22 protein-coding genes are annotated in these 25006 nt (G+C 67.7%); 15 read left to right on the top strand and 7 right to left on the bottom strand.

Features of this window, described 5'->3' with window-relative positions:
• Positions 1–28 precede the first annotated feature (28 nt).
• Complete coding sequence (locus OG804_RS17290; protein ID WP_328387749.1) at positions 29–1501, top strand: phytoene desaturase family protein; 1473 nt, start codon at positions 29–31, stop codon at positions 1499–1501.
• Here the strand turns inward: OG804_RS17290 and OG804_RS17285 are convergent.
• The 7 genes from OG804_RS17285 to OG804_RS17255 form a co-directional block, all read right to left on the bottom strand.
• Complete coding sequence (locus OG804_RS17285; RefSeq protein ID WP_328387747.1) at positions 1498–2424, bottom strand: cation diffusion facilitator family transporter; 927 nt, start codon at positions 2422–2424, stop codon at positions 1498–1500. The genes OG804_RS17290 and OG804_RS17285 overlap by 4 nt on opposite strands.
• Before the next feature lie 996 nt (positions 2425–3420).
• The gene (gene manA, locus OG804_RS17280) at positions 3421–4635 is read right to left on the bottom strand and encodes a mannose-6-phosphate isomerase, class I (protein WP_328387745.1); all 1215 of its coding nucleotides are present in this window, start codon (positions 4633–4635) and stop codon (positions 3421–3423) included.
• Positions 4635–5831 carry a tobH protein gene (locus tag OG804_RS17275; protein ID WP_328387743.1) on the bottom strand — a complete coding sequence of 399 codons (1197 nt, stop codon included), beginning with the start codon at positions 5829–5831 and terminating at the stop codon, positions 4635–4637. Before OG804_RS17275 ends, manA begins: the two co-directional genes overlap by 1 nt.
• Before the next feature lie 114 nt (positions 5832–5945).
• The gene (locus OG804_RS17270; protein ID WP_328387741.1) at positions 5946–7322 is read right to left on the bottom strand and encodes a phosphomannomutase/phosphoglucomutase; all 1377 of its coding nucleotides are present in this window, start codon (positions 7320–7322) and stop codon (positions 5946–5948) included.
• A 909-nt stretch (positions 7323–8231) separates the two neighbouring features.
• Entirely contained in the window at positions 8232–8606 is a 375-nt protein-coding gene (locus tag OG804_RS17265; protein WP_442941885.1) for a DUF3499 domain-containing protein, read from the bottom strand.
• A 166-nt stretch (positions 8607–8772) separates the two neighbouring features.
• Complete coding sequence (locus OG804_RS17260) at positions 8773–9252, bottom strand: metallopeptidase family protein (RefSeq protein WP_168165638.1); 480 nt, start codon at positions 9250–9252, stop codon at positions 8773–8775.
• A gap of 107 nt (positions 9253–9359) precedes the next feature.
• The gene (locus OG804_RS17255; RefSeq protein WP_084471558.1) at positions 9360–9593 is read right to left on the bottom strand and encodes a WhiB family transcriptional regulator; all 234 of its coding nucleotides are present in this window, start codon (positions 9591–9593) and stop codon (positions 9360–9362) included.
• 533 nt (positions 9594–10126) lie between these two features.
• Between OG804_RS17255 and cofD the strand changes: the two genes are divergently transcribed.
• The 14 genes from cofD (at position 10127) to OG804_RS17185 (ending at position 24856) form a co-directional block, all read left to right on the top strand.
• A complete protein-coding gene (gene cofD, locus OG804_RS17250) occupies positions 10127–11104 on the top strand; it encodes a 2-phospho-L-lactate transferase (RefSeq protein ID WP_328398480.1) in 978 nt (325 codons plus the stop codon).
• Between the two features lie 263 nt (positions 11105–11367).
• The gene (locus OG804_RS17245) at positions 11368–12750 is read left to right on the top strand and encodes a coenzyme F420-0:L-glutamate ligase (protein WP_328387739.1); all 1383 of its coding nucleotides are present in this window, start codon (positions 11368–11370) and stop codon (positions 12748–12750) included.
• Positions 12747–13265 (top strand): NUDIX hydrolase, encoded by a 519-nt coding sequence (locus OG804_RS17240; RefSeq protein ID WP_328387738.1) that lies wholly within the window; start codon positions 12747–12749, stop codon positions 13263–13265. The genes OG804_RS17245 and OG804_RS17240 overlap by 4 nt, the downstream gene beginning before the upstream one ends.
• A gap of 235 nt (positions 13266–13500) precedes the next feature.
• A complete protein-coding gene (locus tag OG804_RS17235) occupies positions 13501–14736 on the top strand; it encodes an alkane 1-monooxygenase (protein ID WP_328387737.1) in 1236 nt (411 codons plus the stop codon).
• Positions 14733–14906, top strand: a complete 174-nt coding sequence (locus OG804_RS17230) for a rubredoxin (protein WP_328387735.1) — start codon at positions 14733–14735, stop codon at positions 14904–14906. The genes OG804_RS17235 and OG804_RS17230 overlap by 4 nt, the downstream gene beginning before the upstream one ends.
• Before the next feature lie 40 nt (positions 14907–14946).
• Positions 14947–15129, top strand: a complete 183-nt coding sequence (locus OG804_RS17225; protein ID WP_328387733.1) for a rubredoxin — start codon at positions 14947–14949, stop codon at positions 15127–15129.
• Positions 15130–15169: 40 nt separating this feature from the next.
• Positions 15170–15790 carry a TetR/AcrR family transcriptional regulator gene (locus OG804_RS17220; RefSeq protein ID WP_328387732.1) on the top strand — a complete coding sequence of 207 codons (621 nt, stop codon included), beginning with the start codon at positions 15170–15172 and terminating at the stop codon, positions 15788–15790.
• A 305-nt stretch (positions 15791–16095) separates the two neighbouring features.
• Positions 16096–17175, top strand: a complete 1080-nt coding sequence (locus OG804_RS17215) for an alkane 1-monooxygenase (RefSeq protein WP_328398478.1) — start codon at positions 16096–16098, stop codon at positions 17173–17175.
• Between the two features lie 114 nt (positions 17176–17289).
• Positions 17290–18771 (top strand): adenosylhomocysteinase, encoded by a 1482-nt coding sequence (gene ahcY, locus OG804_RS17210; protein ID WP_328387731.1) that lies wholly within the window; start codon positions 17290–17292, stop codon positions 18769–18771.
• A gap of 78 nt (positions 18772–18849) precedes the next feature.
• The gene (locus tag OG804_RS17205) at positions 18850–19524 is read left to right on the top strand and encodes a dTMP kinase (RefSeq protein WP_328387729.1); all 675 of its coding nucleotides are present in this window, start codon (positions 18850–18852) and stop codon (positions 19522–19524) included.
• Positions 19525–19603: 79 nt separating this feature from the next.
• Positions 19604–20281 carry an MtrAB system response regulator MtrA gene (gene mtrA / locus OG804_RS17200; RefSeq protein WP_442941556.1) on the top strand — a complete coding sequence of 226 codons (678 nt, stop codon included), beginning with the start codon at positions 19604–19606 and terminating at the stop codon, positions 20279–20281.
• A gap of 106 nt (positions 20282–20387) precedes the next feature.
• Entirely contained in the window at positions 20388–22379 is a 1992-nt protein-coding gene (gene mtrB / locus OG804_RS17195; RefSeq protein WP_328398474.1) for an MtrAB system histidine kinase MtrB, read from the top strand.
• Positions 22376–24181, top strand: a complete 1806-nt coding sequence (gene lpqB, locus OG804_RS17190) for an MtrAB system accessory lipoprotein LpqB (RefSeq protein WP_328387727.1) — start codon at positions 22376–22378, stop codon at positions 24179–24181. The genes mtrB and lpqB overlap by 4 nt, the downstream gene beginning before the upstream one ends.
• Before the next feature lie 42 nt (positions 24182–24223).
• Positions 24224–24856 (top strand): ComF family protein, encoded by a 633-nt coding sequence (locus tag OG804_RS17185; protein ID WP_328387725.1) that lies wholly within the window; start codon positions 24224–24226, stop codon positions 24854–24856.
• Positions 24857–25006: the final 150 nt, after the last annotated feature.

Raw genomic sequence — 25006 nt, 5'->3', positions numbered from 1 at the left:
GATCGGCCGGCGAGGCAGAATCGAAGGCATGGCAGATGTCGTGGTGGTGGGCTCCGGCCCCAACGGCCTCGCGGCGGCGGTGACACTGGCCGCCGCGGGGCTCGAAGTCGAGGTGTACGAGGCCGGATCGACGCTGGGCGGTGGCTGCCGTACCGCCGAGACGACCCTGCCCGGTTTCCGGCACGACGAATGCGCCGGCGCGCACCCGATGGCATTCGCCTCACCGTTCTTCCGGGCATTCGACCTCGCCGCGCACGGAGTGGAACTGCTCACGCCGCAGGCCTCGTACGCGCACCCGCTCGACGGCGGTACCGCAGGAGTCGCGTGGCGAGACCTCGACCGCACGGCGGAAGCGCTGGGCGTCGACGGCGATGCCTGGCGGTCGCTGTTCGAGCCGCTGGTGCGGGACTGGCCGCGAGTCGTCGACACGGCGATGTCGGATATGCGGCACATCCCGATCGGACCGGCCACGATCCGGTTCGGTCTGCGCCTGGTGGAACAGGGCTCGCCGCTGTGGAATATCCGGTTCCGCGGCGAGATCGCGCCCGCCCTGTTCACCGGTGTCGCCGAACATGTCATCACCCCACCGCGGGCCCTGCCCGCGGTGGGCGCGGGACTGCTACTGGCCACACTCGCGCACGCGGGCGGCTGGCCGATGCCGCGCGGCGGCAGCCAAGCGATCGTGGACGCGCTCGCCGACGATCTGCGCCGGCGCGGTGGTCGGCTGCACACCGGTCACCGAGTGAACTCGCTCGACGAATTCCGGTCCGCCCGCGCGATCATCTGCGACACCGCACCGGCCGAACTCGTCCGGATCACCGGCGAACGCCTCCCCGCCCGATATCGCCGCCGGCTCGACCGGTACCGCTACGGCGGCGGCGCCTGCAAAGTCGACTTCGCGCTATCGGGCCCGGTGCCCTGGCAGGCCGCGGACTGCGCGGCGGCCGGCACCCTGCACCTGGTCGGCAGCCGCGCCGAAGCGATGGCCGCCGAACACGCCGTCGCCGCCGGCGTGCACACCGACCGGCCCTACACACTGGTGATCCAGCCCGGCGTCGTCGATCCGACCCGCGCCCCGGCCGGACAGCACACGCTCTACGCCTACGCCCACGTTCCACACGGCTCCGACCGTGACGTCAGCGAACTGATGATCGACCAGATCGAACGATTCGCACCCGGCTTCCGCGACCTCATCCTCGCGAAACACGTGCGCACAGCCGCGGACATGCCCGCGTACAACGCGAACTACGTAGGCGGCGATATCAACGCCGGCGCCATGACCATCGCGCAGACCGTGTTCCGTCCGGTACCGCGCTGGAACCCGTACGCCACCGGCCTACCCGGTGTCTACCTGTGCTCCTCGGCCACCCCGCCCGGCGGCGGAGTCCACGGTATGAGCGGACTGCACGCCGCCCGGCACGCGCTGCGCACCGAATTCGGCATCCGCACCGACCCGTACCAACTGCTCACCGCGAACCCCGCGCCCGACCCTCGAACCTAGGCGTCCGCGGCGGTCTCCCGATACAGATCGGGCTCCAGATAGATGATCCGGGCCGCCGGAACAGCTGCCCGCACCCGGCTCTCCGCCCCGTCGATCCCGGTGGCGATCCGGGCGATGTCCAACCCCGGAACCACCGCGACCTTCGCCGCCACCAGCAGCTCCTCCGGACCGATGTACTGCGTCTTCATGTGGATCACCCGGTCGATCGTCGTACCGTCCACCAGGTTCTCGCGAATCGCGCGATCCTCCGCGGCCGTGGCACCCTCACCGATCAGCAGACTGTGCATCTCGACGATCAGAATGATCGCGATAACACCCAGCAGCGCACCGATCGCCAGCGTGCCGACACCGTCCCACACCGGGTCACCGGTGATCATGGTCAGACCCACACCGGCCAGCGCGAACACCAGGCCGACCAGCGCACCGGTGTCCTCCAACAGCACCACCGGCAGCTCCGGGCTCCGCGAATTACGGATGAACTGCCACCAGCTCGCACGCCCCTTGAGCGGCGTCGACTCCTTCACCGCGGTAAAGAAACTGAAGGATTCCAGCCCGATCGCGATCACCAGGATCACAATCGCCACGATCGGAGAGGTCAGCTCCTCGGGATGCTGGACCTTGTGGATGCCCTCGTACAGCGCGTACACCGAACCCAATGTGAACAGGACCAGCGCCACCACGAACGAATAGAAGTACCGGCTGCGCCCGTACCCGAACGGATGCAGCTCATCGGCCTCCTGCTCGGCACGGTTCTGCCCGAACAACAACAAACCCTGATTGGCGGTATCGGCGACCGAATGCACGCCCTCGGCCAGCATCGACGCCGAACCGGTGATCGCCGCACCCACGAACTTGGCCACGGCGATACCCGCATTCGCCGACAACGCGGCAAGAATCGCCTTCTTACTTCCACCAGCCGACATCCGCCGCCCTCCTGTACTCCGATGCCTCAGGCCGTCCGCCTCGATCGAACACGACAGCCGCGCAACAGCCTATGCTGTGTGGGATTGCCCCGCCTGCGGCGAGGCGGGTCGGGGCCCTCGTCAACCCCGGTTCTTCACTCCCGCCGGTCGGTCGCTGCGCTCCCTCCCTCTGGTCGCTCCAGAACCGGGGCGGGCCCCGACCGTGTTGGATTGCCCCGCCTCCGGCGGCGCGGGTCGGGGCCCTTGTCAACCCCGGTTCTTCACTCCCGCCGGTCGGTCGCTGCGCTCCCTCCCTCTGGTCGCTCCAGAACCGGGGCGGGCCCCGACCTTGGGGGTGGGCCGTCCGGAGTGGCGAGGAGTGCGGGTGGACGTGCGTCTTGGCCGGCGTGGGTAGGTCGACGACTTTGTATGTGCTCATCGGTCGTCGATCGGATGGCGGTGCGTGCGCGCTCGGTTGCTGTGCTCCGTCGGTCTGTCGCTTCAGAATCGGGGCAGGCACCGAGTGTGTTGCACTGCGCCGCCTGCGGCGGTGCGTGGTTGGGCACTGGTGACCCGGGTCTTCGCACCGGTGCTCGAGAACCGGGCTGGCCGGGCCCACCACGGAGGTCGACCATCGAGGTAGTCGGAGCTGGGTGAGGGGTGGGCACGCTCGCTGAGGTGAAAAAGGCGCCCGCTCGCGAAGGTCTGTGTTTATTTGCGGCGTCGCGGGTTTGCGGCCCCGAGGGCCCGTTGTTCAGCGCCCGGGACTCGCGCCTGCGGCGCATGCGCTTCGGGCGCTGAACGGCGGGCCGGGCCGCGACCTCGGTGGGCCTCGCTGGACTCGGCGCAGGGAGGGTGCGGCCGGTCGGGAATGTTGCCGTTCAGATTCCGGACGTTGTGGGGCCGCTCGATCGGTTCGCTGGGCACAAGGGCTGGGCACCTCTTCGGAGGTGGCTCTGGATTCGCTGCCTGCGTGATGCGGCAGCTAGCACAGGGCGGGGGAGGGCCCTGCGAACCTCATACCGACCCCACGCAGGCGCAGAACAACGTGGCCGGCCCATCGGCCGCCTGGGCGCGGACGTCGGTGTCGACGGCCGAGATCCAGGCGGCGCCGCCGCGTTCGAGGCGGATCCCGGCGCCGCCGTCCAGCAGGCGCGCGGAGCCTGCCGTGCAGAGCACGATTCCGGGGCCGGCGTCGGTGAGCGGCACCAGCGCTGATCCTTCGACCAGGTCGAATCGGCGCAGCGCGAATTCCGGCGCCGGAGCGGGGTAGCGCACCGACCCGTCGCCGGCCGGCTCGGGCAGGACCAGCGGGAGGTCGATGGGTTCGAAATCGAGAACTTTCAGCAGCTCCGGTACATCGACGTGTTTCGGTGTCAGCCCGCCGCGCAGCACATTGTCCGAGCTCGCCATCAGTTCCACCCCGACCCCGTGCAGGTAGGCGTGCAGGTTCCCGGCCGCCAGGAACAGACCTTGACCGGGTTGCAGGGTGATCCGGTTCAGCAGCAGCGCCGCCAGCACGCCGGCGTCGCCGGGATAGGCTTCCGCGAGTTCCAGCGTGGTGCGCGCCTCGGCGGCGAACTCCCGTTCGGAATTGGACAGATAACGCACACAGCCGTCGAGAACGGTCGGCAGCAAGGTATCCAGCACGTTGGGCGGCAGCGTGATCCAGCTGGTGAACAGTGTGCGCAGCCCGTCGGAATCGGGTTGCGCGGCGAGCAGATCGGCGTACTGGGTGAGTTCCACGACCCCCAGCGCCCGGAACAGGTCGACCGTACGCAGGGGGTCACGGAAGCCGGCGAGTGCTTCGAACCGTTCCAGCGCCACCACCAGTTCGGGTTTGTGGCTGTCGTCGCGGTAGTTGCGCATCGGCGAGTCGAGCGGCACCTTGTTGCGATTCTCCCGGGCGAAACCGGACCGGGCCTGCTCCGCGCTCGGATGCGCCTGTAGCGACAGCGGCTCTTCCGCGGCCAGGATCTTCAACAGGAACGGGAGCCGGTCATCGAATCGGGCCGCGGCGGCCCCCAGCTCCTTGTCGGGATCTTCCGACACCACCTCGAGCAGTGAGCGGGTACCGCTGTCGGTGCGGATATAGGCGGGATCCGCGGGATGGGCGCCGAACCACAGTTCCGCTTCCGGATGCGCCGACGGGACCGGACGACCGCAGAGTTCAGCCAGCGCGGTGCGCGAGCCCCAGGCATACGAGCGCAGCGCACCCACGAGTTCGTGCACTAGTAGCGTCCCCCGTCGTAACTGTCCGGATCGCTCGCCGCGATCGTCCGCCCACCGATGAGCCGCAGATAGGCCGCCGCCATCTCCCAGCGCAATGCGAGTACGGCGAGACGCTCCAGTTCACCGCCGATCGGGGCGGGGACCGGCTCGACCGCGGGTGAACCGGCCCGGGACGGGTCACCCGGGACAGCCTCGAGATCCGCGGTGACCAGGTCCGCGTCCACCGTGCCGCCGCCCGCGCCGCCGAACACCGCGATCCTGCGGCGCGCCGCGACAGGGTCGGAATCGGTGCTGCACACGAAGATCCGCTGCTTCTCGACCGGCGGTGGACCATCGAGTTGTTCGTCGTGGAACAGCGGATCGTAGTCGGGTGCGGCCGCCGCGGCGGCGTTCACCAGTCGCGGCAGTGCCGCCACCGCGACGGCCAGTTCCACCGCGGTCGCGGTGCGTCCCGCCGTCTGCAGGAAGATCTCGGCCGCGTGGACGGCGAGTTCGGTGGTGGCCGCGGTATCGCCGGCCAGGATCACTCCGCGCTGCTGGGTCCGGGCGGCGAGATTCTTGGCGGGATTGCGGAAAACCTCGTGCTGCGGACCGTCCCGCAGCGCCTCGGTATCGAGTACATCCGCCAATTCGGCGAGTTCGGGCAGGACGGCGCCGCTGCGGGCGCCGTCGACCGCCCGCAGGACCGCGATCCCGACCCCGAGGTACCGAAGCAGGCGGTTGTCGTCGAGTACCGGGACACGCGGGGCCAGCAGGGCCGCGCGTCCGGCCGCGGCGGCCCGCAGCGGACCTTCGTCCGGTGCCGCCACCACCACCTCCGCGCCGCGGCGCAGCGCCCGGTCGACCGCGTCGATGAGCCGCGGGTCGCCGGCGTCGTCACCGGCCACCAGCACGACATCCAGCGGGCCCGCCCAGGACGGCACGGCCGTGAGCTGCACCAGAGGTAGGCCCGCCCGGTCGCCGAGCGCCGCGACCAGCAGTGCGGCCGCCCGGGCGGCCCGGCCGGGGCCGGAGATCAGCAGCAGACTTCGTGGACGCAGACCGTCCAGCCGCGCGAGCGCCCCCTCGGCCACCGCCGCCGCGGTAGCACGCACCTGGGCGCCACCGGAAGCGGCCGAACGCAGGGCGCCGCCGGTATCGGCGGCCTCGAGCATTGCGGCATCGTCCAGATCGAGTACCGGGGTATCAGCGATCATCGGGTGTGGCACCTCCCCTCATCGCGCTGTTATCGGTCTCGGCCGCCACCGCCCGGGTCGTGGACACCGGGCCTGGAACGGGCGAACCCACGGTGTGTATTTCCACTATTCCAGTCAGGCGCGGACGATGCGCAGGATCTCGGTCACGAGTGCGTCTACTTCCTCCTGCGACCGTGCTTCCACGTTGAGACGCAGTAGCGGTTCGGTATTGGAGGCGCGCAGGTTGAACCAGGCATGGTCGGGCAGCTGCACGGTGACGCCGTCGAGGCGGTCCACCGCGACCGCCCGCCCGGCGAACGCGTCGATGACCGCGCCGGTTCGTTCGGCGGCGTCCCCGACCGTCGAGTTGATCTCGCCGGAGGCGGCGTAGGCGGTATACGAGGACATCAGCTCGGAGACCGGCCGTTTGTCCTCGCCCAGGACAGCCAGGACGTGCAGGGCGGCCAGCATCCCGGAATCGGCGCCCCAGAAGTCCCGGAAGTAGTAGTGCGCCGAGTGTTCGCCGCCGAAAACCGCGCCGGAGCTGGCCATCAGCTGTTTGATGAACGAATGGCCCACCCGGGACCGCACCGGATGGCCACCCAGCTCGGTCACCAGCTCCGGTACCGCCCGCGAGGTGATCAGGTTGTGGATGATGGTGGCGCCGGGCTCCTTGGCGAGTTCACGCTCGGCGACCAGCGCGGTGATAGCCGAGGGCGACACCGGGTCACCCAGTTCGTCCACCGCGAAACAGCGGTCCGCGTCACCGTCGAAGGCCAAGCCGATATCGGCGCCCGATTCGCGGACCAACGCCTGCAGATCGACCAGGTTCTTCGGATCGAGCGGGTTGGCCTCGTGGTTGGGGAAGCTGCCGTCCAGTTCGAAGTACAGCGGCACGATCGTTACCTGCGGCAACGCGCCGAGCACCGCGGGAACGGTGTGCCCGCCCATTCCGTTCCCGGCGTCCACCGCCACCGTCAGGGGGCGAATCGCGTCGAGGTTCACCAGATCGCGTAGGAAAGCCGCGTAATCGTCGAGTAGATCGACTTCGCTGGCCGTGCCGGGCTCCCCGTCGTGATCCGGCACCCCGCGCACCAACTCATCGGCGATGACGGCCAGCCCGGTGTCCTGGCCGACCGGCAGCGCGCGCGCCCGACAGAGTTTGATGCCGTTGTAGCGGGCGGGGTTGTGGCTCGCGGTGAACATAGCCCCCGGACAATCGAGCTTGCCCGAGGCGAAATACAGCTGGTCGGTGGACGCCAGCCCGATATGCACCACGTCCAGACCCTGTGCGAGCGCGCCTTCGGCGAAAGCAGCCGCCAACTGTGGAGACGAAGCGCGCATATCGTGTCCGATGACAACGCGCCGCGCGTCCTCGGCCCGCATCAGCCGGGCGAACGCCGAGCCGGTGTCCCGAACGAAGCCGGCGTCGAGTTGGTCGGAGACCACACCGCGGATGTCGTAGGCCTTGATCACCGAGTTCACGGACTCGGCAGGGCGGGCGACTGTCATAGCGACTACCCTAGTGCCCCGCGTGATCACCCCGACACTGTGTCTATGGCCCTGCCTCCGGCAGGGCGGGTCTGTATCTATTGCCCCGCCTGCGGCGGGGCGGGTCGGGGCCCTCGTCAACCCCGGTTCTTCACTCCCGGCGGTCGGTCGCTGCGCTCCCTTCCTCTGGTCGCTCCAGAACCGGGGCGGGCCCCGACTGTGTTGGATTGCGCCGCCTGCGGCGGGGCGGGTCGGGGCCCTCGTTAACCCCGGTTCTTCACTCCCGGCGGTCGGTCGCTGCGCTCCCTTCCTCTGGTCGCTCCAGAACCGGGGCGGGCCCCGACTGTGTTGGATTGCGCCGCCTGCGGCGGGGCGGGTCGGGGCCCTCGTCAACCCCGGTTCTTCACTCCCGGCGGTCGGTCGCTGCGCTCCCTTCCTCTGGTCGCTCCAGAACCGGGGCGGGCCCCGACCTTGGGGGTGGGCTGTCCGGAGTGCGGTGAGGGGTGTGGGTGGATGTGTGTTTTGGCCGGCGTGGGTGGGTTGACGAATCTGTATGTGCTCGATGGTCGTCGATTTATGGATGGCGGTCGGTGCTCCGACTATCGGGACAAGCCGGAGGGCGCGATCGGTCACCGTGTTCCTTCGCGATATCGGTCCGGAACCGGGGTCAGCAGCTGCTCTCGGCCTCGACTTTTCGAGGGAGTGGGTGGGCGGATTTGCGGCTTACTTCTTCAGGTGGCCGTGCGCCCGAGGCCGGTTCGACCATCAGGTGCCTCGGCATCGGTTAGCTGGATGCCGAACCTGGTCGGCGCGGCGCGGCGAATTTCGACGATCCGGGTGACGTGAGATCCGAGGGTCGGTCCGTCTGTGCCGGGGTCCTGCCGGCCGACGCGATCGGGGCTCGGCCGGATCGGTGTTCCGGGAACTCGCTCAGCTGGGCGGGTCGGGGAGTACCCGCAGATGTCCGCGCCGACCCGTGCGAGTGGGCCGGGGCGGCGGATTGTGCTCGCGGTAACCGCGTTGATCGGGTTCCGGGGGCCGGCGTCGCAGCCCGGCTTCGCGGACGGCCTCGGCGAGGGCGGTCAGATCGTCGTCGTCGGGGCTGGTGGCGAAGCCGCCTTCGTGGCGGACCATATCCCAGCCTTTGGGGGCGGTGATCCGGGAGGCATGTGTTCCGCAGAGGTCCCAGGAATGTGGTTCGGCCACTGTCGCCAGCGGGCCCACCACCGCGGTCGAGTCCGAGTAGACATAGGTGAGCGTCGCGACGGCCGGATTCTTGCAGCCTGGTCGGCAGCAACGACGCATGGAGATCACGCGATGAGCGTAACCCGCCGCACCGGTGCGAGTGGGGCAGACACGCTCATGTATCTGGGCACGCGCGGCGCGCCGCGATGTGATTCACACCGCTCCGGACATGCTCGCCCTCGTGCGGGGAACGGCTCCGCTCACGCGGAATCGCTGTCCGGGCCGGTTATTCCGGCTCCGGATCGATGACATCCGGGTCGACGCCGAGATAGGTCGCGATCTGCTGCACCAGGACTTCGCGTAGTAGTTCCACCAGATCGTCGGGGTCGCCGGCCCGGAGTTCGAGGGGTTTGCGGAACAGCACCACTCGGGCCCGGATGGGCGTTCCGTGCCGGTCCACGCCGGCCGGGATCAGCCGGGACAGCGGCACCGGACCGTCGGCGACGACCTCGTCGGGCCATGTTACCGAATCCGGGTGCAGCGGACGAATTTTCGGCACATCGTCGACGGCGATATCCAGTTTGGTGAGACGATCGTGCCAGCGGGTGTCCAGCGGTGCGAAGGCCTCCAGCACCAGCCGGTCGAATTTCTGGCCCCGGGTGCGCCAGGCGGGGACGGTCGGCGGCAGCATCGGGCCGCGCACGCCGCGGCCGCGACGGCTGACCGACCGGGCGGTCGGGGGTCTGCGGTTGCGGGATCGTGCCATGACTCGAACGTTAGTCAGTGATCGCCGATCGCGACGGCCCGCCCCGGCTACATGCTCCGGGGCGCACCGACGCGAGCGGTATTTGCCGCATACGGGGTCGCCGATAGTCAGCCGATACCGCGCTTGAGGCGCCGGCGCTCCCGCTCCGACAGGCCGCCCCAGATTCCGAACCGCTCATCGTGTGCGAGCGCGTATTCCAGGCATTCGTCGCGGACCTCGCAGCCCAAGCAGATGCGCTTGGCCTCGCGGGTGGAGCCGCCCTTCTCTGGAAAGAAGGCCTCGGGATCCGTTTCCGCGCAGAGTGCGCGTTCTTGCCACTGTTCTTCGATGGAGTCGAACATCTCGTCGAATCCGGTCACGATCAGGCTGAGCCGGGGCGGGGATTCTCGTTCACTCCGCTCAGGGTCGGTCCAGCCGTTATCAGCAGTGACGCATCGTGCTGCGCCTGCTGTGGAATCGGTTCGCGATACACCCACCGGAATGCCGGTCGGGGCCAGATCATCGGCCATCGCTCCGCCTCCTCACTGTGTGTTAGCGCAGAATGATTTCTTTCCGTCGATCAACGCGCATACCGACGGCCAAACTCCGCGACGTTGTCTCGCGGACTTCCCCGAGCCTGTCATTCCAATTCGAACATCCGTTCGAATTTCCGTACGCGCCTTGCACTTCCCGCGCGACCCGGAATGACATGTCTGTGATTAGACACGCCGCCAGTAGTGATGGTCAAGCCACCGTCACTATTCCGTTACTATCCCGCGCGGCATTCCGAGTCGATCTTGTGACCCGAATAGCAAATGAGCGGCAAATATAGCGGAAGACGCACTATTTCCCGCGCGGCATAGGGTGTACAGATGTGACTTCACAACAAGCGGACATCGCACCCGGCAATGGCCCCCGTATCGTCGTCCTGGTCGGCGGAGTCGGCGGCGCGCGGTTCCTGCTGGGCGTCCGGGAGCTGCTCCCCGAGGCGGAGGTTTCCGCCATCGTCAATGTGGGCGACGACGTCTGGATGCATGGGCTGAGAATCTGCCCCGACCTCGATACCTGCATGTATACCCTCGGCGGCGGAATCGACCCCGAACGCGGCTGGGGCCGGCTGGGTGAAACCTGGCACGCGAAGGAGGAGCTCGCGAAATACCATGCCCAACCCGACTGGTTCGGACTGGGGGATCGGGATATAGCGACGCATCTGGTTCGCACCGAAATGCTGCGTGCCGGGTATCCGCTCTCGGCGGTTACCGAGGCGCTCTGCAATCGATGGCAACCCGGCGTGAAACTCGTCCCGGCAACCGACGATCGCTGTGAAACGCATGTAGTTATCAGCGATCCGGAGAGTCCTGGCGAACGCCGCGCGATCCATTTTCAGGAGTGGTGGGTTCGCTACCGCGCGGACGTTCGAACGCACGGATTCGCCACAATCGGGGCTGATGACGCCAAACCGGCCCCCAATGTGACTGAACTCATAGCCGATGCGGATGTCGTATTACTGGCCCCCTCGAACCCGGTTGTGAGCGTCGGATCCATCCTCTCGGTGCCCGGAATTCGGGGCGCGCTCCGTACCACCGAGGCCCCCGTGATCGGGGTGTCGCCGGTGATCGACGGCAAACCGTTGCGCGGGATGGCCGACGAATGCCTCTCGGTCATCGACGTGGAGACCACGGCCGAGGCGGTGGGCCGCCACTACGGATCCCGTTCGGCCACAGGCATTCTCGACGGCTGGCTGATCCACACCACCGATACCGCCGAAGTCCCCGGCGTGCAGGTGCGCAGCGTTCCTCTTTTGATGACCGATCCGCCCACCACCGCCGAAATGGTGCGTGAGGCACTCGATTTGGCAGGAGTGAAGCCGTGACCAGCTCGGACTCGTCGAAAGTCGGGGCCCGCCCCGCGCCGCCGGATACGGCGCAATCCCCCACGGCCGGAGCCCGCCCCGGTTCTGGAGCGACAGAGCGAGGGAGCGCAGCGACTGAGCGGCGGAGTGAAGAACCGGGGTCACGAGGGCCCCGGCCCGCGGTGCCGGAGGCGGCGCAATCCCCCACAGTCGGAGCCCGCCCCGGTTCTGGAGCGACGGAGCGAGGGAGCGCAGCGACTGAGCGGCGGAGTGAAGAACCAGGGTTGACAAGGGCCCCGACCCGCCCCCCCGCAGGCGGGGCAAAAGACACAGCCGACCACGGTGCGGCGCGATTGCAGGTTCTGCCCATCACCGGATTACCGGAGTTCCGCCCCGGAGACGATCTCGCCGAACATATCTCGGCGCGGGCGCCGTGGCTGATCGACGGTGACGTTCTGGTGGTCACCAGCAAGATCGTCGCCAAGGCCGAGGGCCGGATCGTCGCGGCCCCGGTCGATCCGGAAGAGCGCGACGCCGCCCGGCGGCGGTTGGTCGAACAGGAGGCGGTCCGGGTGGTGGCCCGGCGCGGCCGGACGCTGATCACCGAGAACCGTCTCGGCATCGTGCAGGCCGCCTCGGGCGTGGACGGGTCCAATGTCGAGGGCGACGAACTGGTTCTGCTGCCTGCCGATCCCGATGGGAGCGCGAAGGGTCTGCGTTCGGCGCTCAGTACATGTCTCGGTGTGGACGTCGCTGTGGTCGTCACCGACACCATGGGCCGCGCGTGGCGCAACGGCCAGATCGACGTGGCGATCGGATCCGCGGGATTGCGTGTGCTGCACGACTATTCGGGCACCGTTGACGGTCAGGGCAATGAATTGCAGGTCACCCAGGTGGCGATCGCGGACGAATTGGCCGCCGCCGCCGATCTGGTGAAGGGGAAACTGGGCGGGGTCCCGATCGCGGTAGTGCGGGGTCTCGAGTTCACCGACGACGGTTCCACCGCTACGGATCTGGTCCGTCCCGGCACCGACGACCTGTTCTGGCTCGGCACCGCCGAGGCGCTGCGGCAGGGCCGTGCCGAGGCGGTGCTGATGCGGCGTTCGGTCCGTGCCTTCGCGCCCGACCCGGTCGACCCGGATCAGGTGCGCTCCGCGATCGCGGTGGCGTTGACCGCCCCCGCGCCGCATCACACCCGCCCGGTGCGTTTCGTGTGGTTGCGCGACCGGGACCGCCGGGAGCGGTTGCTGACCGCCATGGCCGAGAAATGGCGGGCCGATCTGGCCGGTGACGGGGTGGATTCCGAGCGGGTGGAGCGCCGGGTGGAGCGCGGCCGCATTCTGTTCGACGCCCCGGAGGTGATCATTCCGTTCTGTGTCCCCGACGGCGCCCACGACTATCCGGACGAGCCGCGCCGCGCCGCGGAACGCACCATGTTCACCGTCGCGGCCGGGGCCGCGGTACAGGGGCTGCTGGTGGCGCTCGCCACCGAGGGTCTGGGCAGCTGCTGGATCGGATCGACGATCTTCGCGCCGGAGATCACCCGTGACGTGCTCGGTCTGGACGCGGAGTGGAATCCGCTGGGGGCTGTCGCCGTCGGGCATCCGATCGAGGAACTGCTGCCGCGTGCGCCGCGCGACCTCGGCGCGGGTCTGGTGGAACTGTGAGCGTCGAATCGCTGCACGCCTCGGCGACCGATCTGCTGACCGCGTGGAAACCGGATACCGGCGGCGAGGCTTCGCTGCGGGAGGCCGTGCTGGCCTTTCTCGGTTCGGCGCCGCGTGGTTGTCTGCGTGAGCATGCGCCCGGGCACATCACGGCCTCTGCCGTGGTGTTCTCCCACGACGGCCGTGCGGTGCTGCTGACCCTGCACCCCCGGGTCGGGCGATGGATCCAGCTCGGTGGGCACTGTGAGGTCACCGATGAGACGGTGGCCGCGGCCGCGCTGCGTGAGGCGACCGAGGAATCCGGTATCGCGGGCCTGCGGCTGGACCCGGAACTCTATGGCGCTCAAGCACATCCGATCACGTGTTCGCTGGGTGAACCGACCCGTCATCTGGATCTGCTGTTCCGGATCACCGCGCCGCCGGACGCGGTGCCGGTGCGCAGCGCCGAGTCCACCGATCTGCGGTGGTGGCCGGTGGACGCGCTCCCACCGGATGCCGATGTCCTGATTTGTTGACGGCGCCGCCGCTCGGTCGTCGGGGTTCGAGCGGCGGCGTCGCGGGGGGACGTCACGACCGCCGCATAACGTATGCGTCAAGGCGAATCCGTTCTTTACCGAACTCATAAACGTGTCCACTTCGGGGCCTTCCCACGCTTACCGTCGAAGGAGTGTTGCGCGCAGCAGAGCGTGCCGGTGTGTGGAAGTGAGACAGCAGCGATGCCTGCCGGGCCCTACTAGAAGTGAGACAGCGATGTCTGCCGAGCCCTACGTATCGACTCCGCCCGAATCGTGGCGCGACCCCAAGCGCTATCTGTGGCTGTGGGGCCTGCTGGCCCCCACTGGACTCTTCACCATCGGCGTGCCGCTGGTGACGGTGCTCGCCCTGATGGGGCAGCCCGGATTCATCCACATCGCCTATTGGCTCGGTCCGATCGTGATCTACCTGGTGATCCCGCTCGCCGATCTGCTGTCCGGGCCGGACGGGTCCAATCCGCCCGACGAGGTCATGGCGGCGTTGGAGAACGACAAGTACTACCGGTACCTCACCTATCTCTACCTGCCGTGCCAGTACGCCACTCTGATGGCGGCCTGTTACCTGATCACCGCCGACGAGGTGCCCATGCCGGTGATCGACGGCGGACTCCAGTTGGTCGACAAGATCGGACTGGCCGTCACGCTGGGGGTGATCGGCGGCGTCGGGATCAATACAGCCCACGAACTCGGGCACAAGAAGGTCGGTCTCGAACGCCGGCTGTCCAGGATCGCGCTCGCGCAGACCGCGTACGGTCACTTCTATATCGAGCACAATCGTGGTCACCATGTGCGGGTCGCGACCCCCGAGGACCCGGCCAGCGCTCGGTTGGGCGAGAGTTTCTGGGCGTTCTTCCCGCGGTCGGTTCTGGGCGGTGTGCGCTCGGCCTGGGCGCTCGAGCGTGCGCGGTTGGCGCGGCTGGGCTCCGGGCCGTGGAGCCGGCGCAACGATGTGCTGACCGCGTGGCTGCTGACCGTGGTGCTCTTCGCCGGACTCGTCGCGGTGTTCGGACCGGAACTACTGCCGTATCTGCTCTTGCAGGCGGTTGTCGGTTTCAGCCTGCTGGAGGCGGTGAACTATATGGAGCACTACGGCCTGGCCCGTCGCCGCACCCCCTCCGGGCGATATGAACGTCCCACGCCGGCGCACAGCTGGAACAGCGACCACCTGGTCACCAATATCTTCCTGTACCACCTCCAGCGGCACAGCGACCACCACGCCTTCCCGACTCGTCGCTACCAGGCACTGCGTACGTGGGACGACGCCCCGGCGCTGCCCGCCGGATACGCCGGCATGATCGTGCTCGCCTACTTTCCGCCGCTGTGGCGGTGGGTGATGGACAAACGCGTGCTCGCGCACTACGACGGCGATATCACCCGTGCCAATATCCACCCGCCGGTGCGGGACCGGGTGCTCGCCCGCTACGGCACGGCCACAGCGGGGGCGACCGAATGAGTATGTATCGCTGTCCGGTGTGCGAATACCTCTACGATGAGGCCGCGGGTGCCCCGCACGAGGGCTTCCCGCCAGGAACGCCCTGGTCGGCGCTGCCCGACGACTGGTGCTGCCCGGACTGTTCGGTCCGGGAGAAAATCGATTTCGAGCCTGTCCCCGCCCGGCCCTGACTCCCCGGGTGGGCCCGATCGACCGAAAGGCCGGTGGCCCGTGACCGAATACAAACTGTATCAATGTGCCCAGTGCGGATTCGAATACGACGAGGCCCTGGGCTGGCCGGACGATGGGATCGCGCCCGGGACCCGGTGGGACGACATCCCTGAAGACTGGACCTGTCCGGACTGCGGCGCGGCCAAGTCGGATTTCTTCATGATCGAAATCGAGCGAACTTGAAACTTTGACTCACCAGGCCGTTCGTGCAAGTGTCGCTGATATGCCGAGCACCGGATCCCGGAATGCCACCCAGGGGTCTGCGCGTGAGTTGCTGCGCACAGCCATCCTGGACGCGATGCGCGATCTGCTGTGGCAACGCGACTGGTCCAAGATCACGCTCACCGATGTGGCGGCCGGCGCCGGGGTGAGCAGACAGACGCTCTATAACGAATTCGGCTCGCGCGGCGGGCTCGCCGAGGCCTACGCCATCCGGCTCGCCGATGATCTCGTCGACCATGTGGAAACGGCGCTGGCCGCCAATATCGGGGACGCCGACGCCTCGATCCGCGACGGGTTGGCGAGCTATTTCCGGGACGCCGCGCAGGACCCGCTGGTGCAGTCGCTGCTGCTCGGTGAGGTCAAGCTGGACCTGCTGCGGCTGATCACCTTGGACGCGGGGCCGCTGATCGCCCATGCCACCGAACGACTGTCCACTGTGATGCAGCGGAGTTGGATCGCGCCCACCTCGGCTCAGGCCGAGACGTTTTCGCGGGCGCTGGTCCGCCTGGCGATCAGCTATATACCGACTCCGCCCGGTCCGGGCCACGATGCACCGGCCGAATTGGGCCGGGTGTTCAGCCCCTATGTGGCCGCTGTGCTCGCCGAACGCCAGTTGCGGTGAGTTCGCTGCGTTCGCCACTTCTGGGAGATATCGAATCCTGTCAGGGAGTTGGTCGATAGCGGTCGGGATGCGGTAGTGCCGATGCCTGACGGAACCGGGCTGTCGGTACGGTATAGCCGTGTAACGGTCTTCACTTTTGGTGCGAACAAGGACCCATCAGTGACGCGGATTCTGCAACTATGTAGGCCGCTGCAGGTCGGTTTCAATAGCGGGGCAAAAACGTGCAATTGGTTGGTAAGTCGGTCGGCTCGCCCGATCCCAAACGCCTACTGTGGGTTCTCGGACTGATCGCCCCCGGTTGTGCGATGCTGCCCTACGAGCTGGTGCTGCACACCGGCCTGGCGGTGTTCTGGTGGATCGGGCCGATCATCGTGTTGGGGATTATTCCCGTGCTGGACTTGATGGTCGGCGACGACGGCTCCAACCCACGCGACGAAGATTACGAAACCCTGTCCAACGACCGCTATTACCGCTGGTGTACCTACCTCTTCCTGCCCATCCAGCTGATCGGACTCGCCCGTGCCGGTTCACTGTGGGCCGGATCCGAACTGAGTTTCGTCGACAAAACCGGTCTCGCCGCCACCTTGGGATTGGTCGCCGGGATCAGTATCAATGCCGCACACGAACTCGGGCACCGCGTCGAGCGCCTGGAACGCTGGATTGCCAAGATCGTCCTCGCGCAACCCGGGTACGGGCATTTCTTCGTCGAACACAACCGCGGCCATCATGTGCGGGTCGCAACTCCCGACGATCCGGCCAGCGCCCGGTACGGCGAGAGTCTGTGGCAGTTCCTGCCGCGCAGTGTGGGCGGTGGGTTCCGCTCCGCGATCTCCCTGGAAAAGGAACGACTGCGGCGCACCGGCAGCGGGTGGTGGTCTCCGCGCAACAACATCCTGCAAGCGTGGTCCATGACCGGGGTGCTCTTCGGCACCCTGGTGGCGATCTTCGGCTGGCAGATCCTGCCGTATCTGCTCTTGCAGGCCGCACTCGGCGTCGGGCTGCTGGAAACGATCAATTACGTCGAGCACTACGGCCTGCTCCGGGAACGCCGCCCGGACGGCAGGTACCGGCGGTGCACACCCCGCGACAGCTGGAACAGTGATCGCCTCGTCACCAACATCTTCCTCTTCCACCTGCAACGGCACAGCGATCACCACGCCAATCCAGGACGTCGTTACCAGACGCTGCGCAGCTCCGACGAGGCGCCACAACTGCCCGCCGGATACGCGACCATGCTGATACTCGCCGCGATTCCGCCATTGTGGCGGCGAGTCATGGACAAGCGGGTGCTGGCCCACTACGACGGCGATATCACCCGTGCCAATCTGTCACCGGGCAAGCGGGAGCGAGTCCTCGCGGCGACCCAGGGGCCGATCGCGGCATAGTCGCGGAGCGCCCACTCACGTGATCGTGGCGACCGGTACACCCACACCGCGGCATCCGGGAACCGGCTAGCCTTGCGATCGAGACCGATACCGAGAGAAGGCTGATCCACGCTGATGACGACCTCCGAACTGCCTCGAACCTCTCCTAGCGCCGATACCCGCAACGGCGTCGACTACAAGGTCGCGGATCTGGCGCTGGCCGAATTCGGCCGCAAGGAGATCCGGCTGGCCGAGCACGAGATGCCGGGGCTGATGGCCCTGCGCCGCGAATACGCCGATGTCGCTCCGCTGAAGGGCGCCCGGATCTCCGGTTCGCTGCACATGACCGTGCAGACGGCTGTGCTGATCGAGACCCTCACCGCGCTGGGCGCGCAGGTGCGCTGGGCCTCGTGCAATATCTTCTCCACCCAGGATCACGCCGCCGCGGCCGTGGTGGTGGGCCCGCACGGCACGGTGGACGCGCCGCAGGGCGTCCCGGTTTTCGCCTGGAAGGGCGAAACGCTGGAGGAGTACTGGTGGGCGGCCGAGCAGATGCTCACCTGGCCGCAGGAGCCGGCCAATATGATCCTCGACGACGGCGGCGACGCCACCATGCTGGTGCTGCGCGGCGCCCAGTTCGAGAAGGCCGGTGTGATTCCCCCGGCCGATGACGAGCATTCCGCCGAGTACACGGTCTTCCTGAACCTGCTGCGGGAGCGGTTCGAAACCGACAAAGGCAAGTGGGGCAAGATCGCGGCGAGCGTCAAGGGCGTCACCGAGGAGACCACCACCGGCGTGCTGCGGCTGTACCAGTTCGCGGCGGCCGGCGAGCTGACCTTCCCGGCGATCAATGTCAACGATTCGGTCACCAAGTCGAAGTTCGACAACAAATACGGCACCCGGCATTCGCTCATCGACGGCATCAACCGCGGCACCGATGTCCTCATCGGCGGTAAGAAGGTGCTGATCTGTGGTTACGGCGACGTCGGCAAGGGTTGCGCGGAATCGCTGGCCGGGCAGGGCGCCCGAGTCCAGGTCACCGAGATCGATCCGATCAACGCGCTGCAGGCGCTCATGGACGGTTACGACGTGGTGACCGTGGAGCAGGCCATCGGTCACGCCGATATCGTCGTCACCTCCACCGGCAACAAGGACATCATCACCCTCGAGCATATGAAGGCGATGAAGGACCAGGCCATTCTCGGCAATATCGGCCATTTCGACAACGAAATCGATATGGCCGGCCTGGAACGTTCCGGCGCGACGAAGCTGAATATCAAACCTCAGGTCGACCTGTGGACGTTCGGTGATTCGGGTAAGGCGATCATCGTGCTCTCGGAGGGGCGTCTGCTGAATCTCGGCAACGCCACCGGACACCCCTCGTTCGTGATGAGCAACAGCTTCTCCAACCAGGTCATCGCGCAGATCGAACTGTGGACCAAGCCCGAGGAATACGACAACGAGGTCTACCGCCTGCCCAAGGTGCTCGACGAGAAAGTCGCCCGTATCCACGTGGAGGCGCTCGGCGGCACGCTGACCAAGCTCACCAAGGACCAGGCCGAGTACATCAATGTCGATGTCGAGGGCCCGTTCAAACCCGAGCACTACCGGTACTGATCCCCTCGTCCATCCGGTCTCCGACTGTGCCCGCCCGCTCCTCCGGGCGGGCACAGTCGTCCGAGTAGGCTGCCCGGCATGAGTGTGCTGGTCTCGGTGGAAGGCCTCGACGGTGCGGGTAAACGGACGTTGATCGCCGAATTGGCGGCCGCGCTCGACAGTCGCGGACTGCGGGTGGAGACTCTCGCGTTCCCGCGGTACGGGCGGTCGGTCCATGCGGATCTGGCCGCCGAGGCGCTGCGCGGGGCGCACGGCGATCTGGCCGGGTCGGTGAATGCCATGGCCGCTCTGTTCGCGCTCGACCGGGCGGGGGCCGCCGACGAACTGGCGAAATTGCTAGCCGACAACGATATCGTCGTCCTGGACCGTTATGTGGCCTCCAATGCCGCCTACAACGCGGCGCGGCTCGGTCAGTCGGCGGACGGGGAAATCGTGCGGTGGGTGGGGGAATTGGAGTTCGGCCGGTTCGAACTCCCGGTACCGCGGGTGCAGTTGCTGCTCGATGTTCCGGTCGAGATCGCCGCCGAACGGGCCCGCCGCCGAGTCGAACTCGATGCGTCCCGGGCGCTGGACGCCTATGAACGCGACGGCGGATTACAAGAACGTACCGCCGCGGTGTACCGTGATCTTGCTCGGCGTGATTGGTATGGAACCTGGTGGGTTTTCCGGTCCACCGAAGAAGAAGGTTCCGGCCGACCGGCCGACGAAATGAACCTTTTGGCCGCGCGGCTCGCCGCATTGGTCGCGAATTAGTGTTGGATATCCGGCGGGAACGCGCCACTGTGTGGCGTGGCGACCCGTTACGAGCGCGGGAGATGACAACATAGTAACTATGAAGCCGAAGATTCTGGTCGTCGACGACGATATGGCGCTCGCGGAGATGCTCACCATCGTCCTGCGGGGCGAGGGGTTCGATCCGCACGTGGTCGGCGACGGCACCCAGGCCCTGTCGGCAGTCCGTGAGATCAGGCCCGATCTGGTGCTGCTCGATCTCATGCTGCCCGGGATGAACGGCATCGACGTGTGCCGGGTGCTGCGCGCCGACTCCGGTGTGCCGATCGTGATGCTCACCGCCAAGACCGATACCGTCGATGTGGTGCTCGGTCTGGAATCCGGGGCCGACGACTACATCGTCAAACCGTTCAAACCGAAGGAACTGGTGGCCCGAGTGCGGGCCCGGCTGCGTCGCACCGAGGAAGAGCCGGCCGAGCTGCTGAACATCGCCGATGTGGTGATCGATGTTCCGGCCCACAAGGTCACTCGGGAGGGCGCGCAGATCTCGCTCACGCCGCTGGAATTCGACCTGCTGGTGGCGCTCGCCCGGAAACCCCGCCAGGTGTTCACCCGCGAGGTGTTGCTCGAACAGGTCTGGGGCTACCGGCACGCCGCGGACACCCGGCTGGTGAACGTCCATGTGCAGCGACTACGCGCCAAGGTCGAGAAGGATCCGGAGAATCCCGAGATCGTTCTGACCGTGCGCGGTGTGGGGTACAAGGCCGGTCCGCCGTGATCCGGTTCGAGCCGGGTCCGGAGGCGGTACGTTGCGTGACCGCGTAGGGTCCCGCGCCGGTCGGAAAGTCGGGGAAACCGGGCGTCTCGCCGACGTCCGGCGGGCATTGGCACCGCTCAACGAATGGTTCCAGCACGTCGGTAAATCGCTGGGGCTGCTCTGGCGACGTTCGCTGCAATTGCGTGTCATCGTATCGACACTGACCTTGTCGCTGATCGTCATCACCGTGCTCGGTGTGGTGTTGACCAGTCAGATCACCGACCGGCTGCTGGACGCCAAGATCAGCGCGGGTGTCGAGGAGATGGACCGCGTCCGCAATACCGTGGAGGGGCAGCTGGCCGGGGTCCACGACATCACCAGCCAGCAGCAGCGTCTCGACGACGCCCGCGACTCCCTGTCCAACCGGGGCGATTCGAACCAGACCGGCGGCGCCGCGGGCAGTTTCAATTCGGCGCTGAGCATGATCGGTGGAACTCCGCAGACCGTGATCACCGCGGGCCCGATCAAACAGGTGCCCGACGCCCTGCGCCGTTTCGTCCAGCGCAACCAGGTCAGCTACCAGTTCGCCACGGTCTCGGACCCGGACAGTTATCACGGCCGCGCACTGATCATCGGCAGCCCCAGCGCCGAGGTGCCCACCCTGGAGATCTATCTGATCTTCCCGCTGGGCAACGAGGAGCGCAGCCTGGCGCTGATGCGCGGCACCATGCTGGTCGGTGGGGTGGTGCTGCTGATCCTGCTGGCCGCCATCACCGCGCTGGTGACCCGCCAGGTGGTGTTGCCCATCCGGTCCGCCGCCCGGATCGCGGGCCGTTTCGCCGACGGCCGACTCAAGGAACGGATGCTGGTACGCGGCGACGACGATATCGCGCGGCTGGCGAAGGCCTTCAACGAAATGGCCGAAAGTCTGTCCAACCAGATCAACCAGCTCGAGGAATTCGGCAATCTGCAACGCCGCTTCACCTCCGACGTCAGCCATGAACTGCGGACCCCGCTGACGACCGTGCGGATGGCCGCCGACCTGATCCACGGCAGCAGCGACGATCTCGATCCCGCGCTGGCCCGCAGCGCCGAGCTGCTGGTGACCGAACTGGACCGCTTCGAGGGGCTGCTCAACGATCTGCTCGAGATCTCCCGGCACGACGCGGGTGTCGCCGAACTCCAGGTGGAATCCCTGGATGTGCGGATGTGCGTGCGCGCGGCGATCTCCACAGTGCGGCATCTGGCCCGCGACGCCGCGGTCGAAGTGGTGATCGATCTGCCCGAGGAACCGGTGGTCGCCGAGGTCGATCCGCGCCGGGTGGAGCGGGTGCTGCGCAACCTGCTCGCCAATGCGATCGACCACAGCGAGGGCAAACCGGTCATGATCCGGATGCGCGGCGATACCGACGTCAACGCCCTGGCGGTTGTGGTCCGGGACCAAGGTGTCGGTCTGCGGCCGGGGGAGGAGAAACTGGTGTTCAGCAGGTTCTGGCGGTCCGATCCGTCGCGGATGCGCCGGTCCGGCGGCACCGGGCTCGGCTTGTCGATCAGCGTCGAGGACGCGAACCTGCACGACGGCAAACTCGAGGCATGGGGCAGGCCCGGAGTCGGCGCGAGTTTCCGGCTGACCCTGCCGCTGGTCCGCGGCCAGAAACTGGGCAAGAGTCCGCTACCGCTGGAGCCCGGGATGCGCCGGGCGCCGCGTCGACCGCACACCGAAAGCGAGCGCGGCGGCGCGGATCGGGTGGAACTCGGGCCGCCGGTGTCCGACACCGAACCCTGGGCGCCCAGACCCTCGACCACTACCGAGGCCGACGGCGCGACGACCGGCGAACCGGCGGTCCAGGAAACGCCCGGAGTTCCGGAAGCAGCCGCGGCCGCGGAGACTGCCGCCGGACCGGAAACTCCCGTCGAGCCGAACACCTCGCCTGCCTCCGGTACGCCCGGCGAGCCGGAAGGTGAATCGTCGCCGGCCGGATCCGCGGGCGCCGATCCGGATTCCGATACACCCGCACCGGGTTCGGACCCGGACCGCGGTGCCTCCGGTGAGCCGGGGTCGACCGGGCCACCGGACGGAGGCGCCGTGCGCCCCGACAGCGGAGACCAGAAATCATGACCGCGCGCCTACGGTGGGGCCGGTTCTTCGTCGCAGTGGTCGCGGTGGCCGGTCTGGCCGCCGCGGCGGGGTGCGCGAACCTGCCGGACTCCTCGCAACCCCAGGCGCTGGGCACGATCAATCAGGAACCGACGGCCGAGGGCCCGCCGGTGCCCACCCCGGGACGCGACCCGGATCTGCTGCTGCGCGATTTCCTGCAGGCCACCGCCGATCCCACGGACGGCCATCTGGCCGCGCGGCAGTACATGACCCCGGCCGCGTCGACCCAGTGGAACGACGTGGACTCGCATGTGATCGTGGAACGCGCGGATACCCTGCGCGAGTCCCGCACCGAGAACGAGGCGACCTATGTGCTGCGCGCGCGCAAGGTCGGCGAACTCGCCGCGGACGGGTCGTATCACGCCGTCGAGGGGATCATCGAGAACAAGATCGAGATGACCCGTATCGACGGTCAGTGGCGTATCGACGAACTGCCCGACGGCGTGGTGATGGAATACAGCGCCTTCGCGCAGTCCTACCGGCGGCATGCCCTCTACTTCGTCACCTCCGACGGTCAGCACGTGGCGCCCGATCTGCGCTGGGTGGCGGGCCGGCCCGACGAATTGGCGCAGCAGTTGGTGAACAAGCTGATCGCCGGACCGCAGCCGTATATCGCTCCGGTTGTGCGCAACTATCTGGCGCCGCCCGTCGCGGTGCGCGGCACGGTCACCAAGGCCAACGGTGATCCGGTCGGTGTCGGCGTGGGCCTGGGCGGAGTGCGGATCGATTTCACCGGGATCGGCGATCTGAGCCCGCGCGACCGCGAGTTGTTCGCGGCCCAGGTGGTGCTGACCCTGGCCGGCGCCGACGTCCTGGGCCCCTACATGCTGCTCGACGACGGCCGTCCATTGGACGAGAGATTCGCAGGCAACGGCTGGTCGCTCAACGATCTGGGATCTATCGCCGATTCCGTGCAGCCCGAGGCGCTGATCGGACTGCACGCGTTGCGCAACGGGAAGCTGGTCAAGGTCGAGGACAACCGTGCTCCGGCGTCCGCGCCGGGATATTTCGGCGAGGTGCAGAACCTGCAATCGGTGGGGTTGTCGCCCGACGGGAAGCTGGTGGCCGCGGTCGCTGACGCGGGCCGTCAGCCGCCGCAGCCGCAGCGCACGTTGATGGTGGGCAGCTACGGGGGCAACGCGTTCCCGGTCGCCGAAGGCGGCGCCATCACCCGCCCGTCGTGGACCGACGACGGCAGTGCGGCCTGGGCGGTCATCGACGGCAACCGGGTGATCCGGGCCGTCACCAATCGCGATACCGGCACCGTTTCGGTGCAGGAGGTCGACACCGCCCAGTTGTTCGCGCCCGATTCCGGCCCCGCCTTCGAGCTGCCGATCACCGAGCTGCGGATCTCCCGCAACGGCGTGAGCGCCGTGCTGATCGCCGACGGGAAGGTGTACATCGCGATGGTGCTGCGCCGCCCGGACGGGAGCTACGCGCTCACCTCACCGCAGCAGATCGCGATCGAGCTCAGCACGGCCGCGACCTCGGTCGACTGGTACAGCGACGATACGATCATCCTGGCCAGCGGCGGCAATGTCGATCCCGTGCGAACGGTGAAGATCGACGGATCCGGTATGGCTTCGCTCGGCGGCCGCAATCTCACTCCGCCGGTCCGGCAGGTCACCGCCTCGATCGAGCGGCAGTACGTCGCCGATTCGCGCGCGGTGCTGGAGTTCACCCGCACGCCCGAGGGCGGCGATCCCTACTGGCGCGAAGTTCCCGGCCTGGGCGCGGACGCCGTTCCGGTGCTGCCCGGCTGATTCCCGGCCGGGCTTGTCGGTGCGCACCGGCACACTCCCGTTATGCGGACACTGCTGGATCTGGTCGTACCGTCCGAATGCGGGGGATGTCGCCGGCCCGGGACGAGGTGGTGTCCCGAATGCGCCCGGAGCCTGTCCGGGCCGCCGATCCGGGTGTATCCACGTACCGATCCCGGGGTGCCGTGCTGGGCGTCGAGCCGCTATCGCGGACCGGCCCGGCAGGCGGTGCTGGCGGCGAAGGAACGGGGCCGGCGGGATCTCGCGCGGCCGCTCGGCCTCGCCCTGGCCGCCGGGCTGGCCGAGTTGCGGGCCCCCGGCCGTCCCCTGATACTTGTACCCTCGCCGAGCCGGCGGGCCGCGGCGCGGCGGCGTGGTGGCGATCCGGTATCGCGATGCGCGCTGGTAGCGGCCCAGTCGCTGCACGGTTGCCAGGTGCTGTCCTGTCTGCGAGTGTGGTGGGGAGTCCGCGATTCGGCAGGCCTGTCGGCGCGCGAGCGCGACCGCAATCTGCGCGGCCGGGTGAGCGCCGCGCCGATGCCTGTCCGGACGATGAATGCCCAGGTCGTCTTGGTCGATGATGTACTGACAACAGGTGCGACGGTGAACGCGTGCGCGCGTGCCCTGACGGCCACCGGTTTATGCCTCGATGGCGTATTCGTGACTTGTGCCGTGTGAATCCGGGAAATTTGCGTGAACAGTGGCGAACGTCGGATCCGCGTACTAGCGTCGCGTTCACACACCCGTTCCGGGAGTTTGGAGGTGGGCCTCGGACTCAAGTGCCGGCCGACTAGATCCGACGTGGCCGGTACCGTTTCATCCCGCCGC

Origin of the sequence: Nocardia sp. NBC_00416, assembly GCF_036032445.1 — a bacterium.
In the GTDB taxonomy this organism is placed as follows: domain Bacteria; phylum Actinomycetota; class Actinomycetes; order Mycobacteriales; family Mycobacteriaceae; genus Nocardia.
This window is presented reverse-complemented; position numbering and strand designations above follow the sequence as displayed.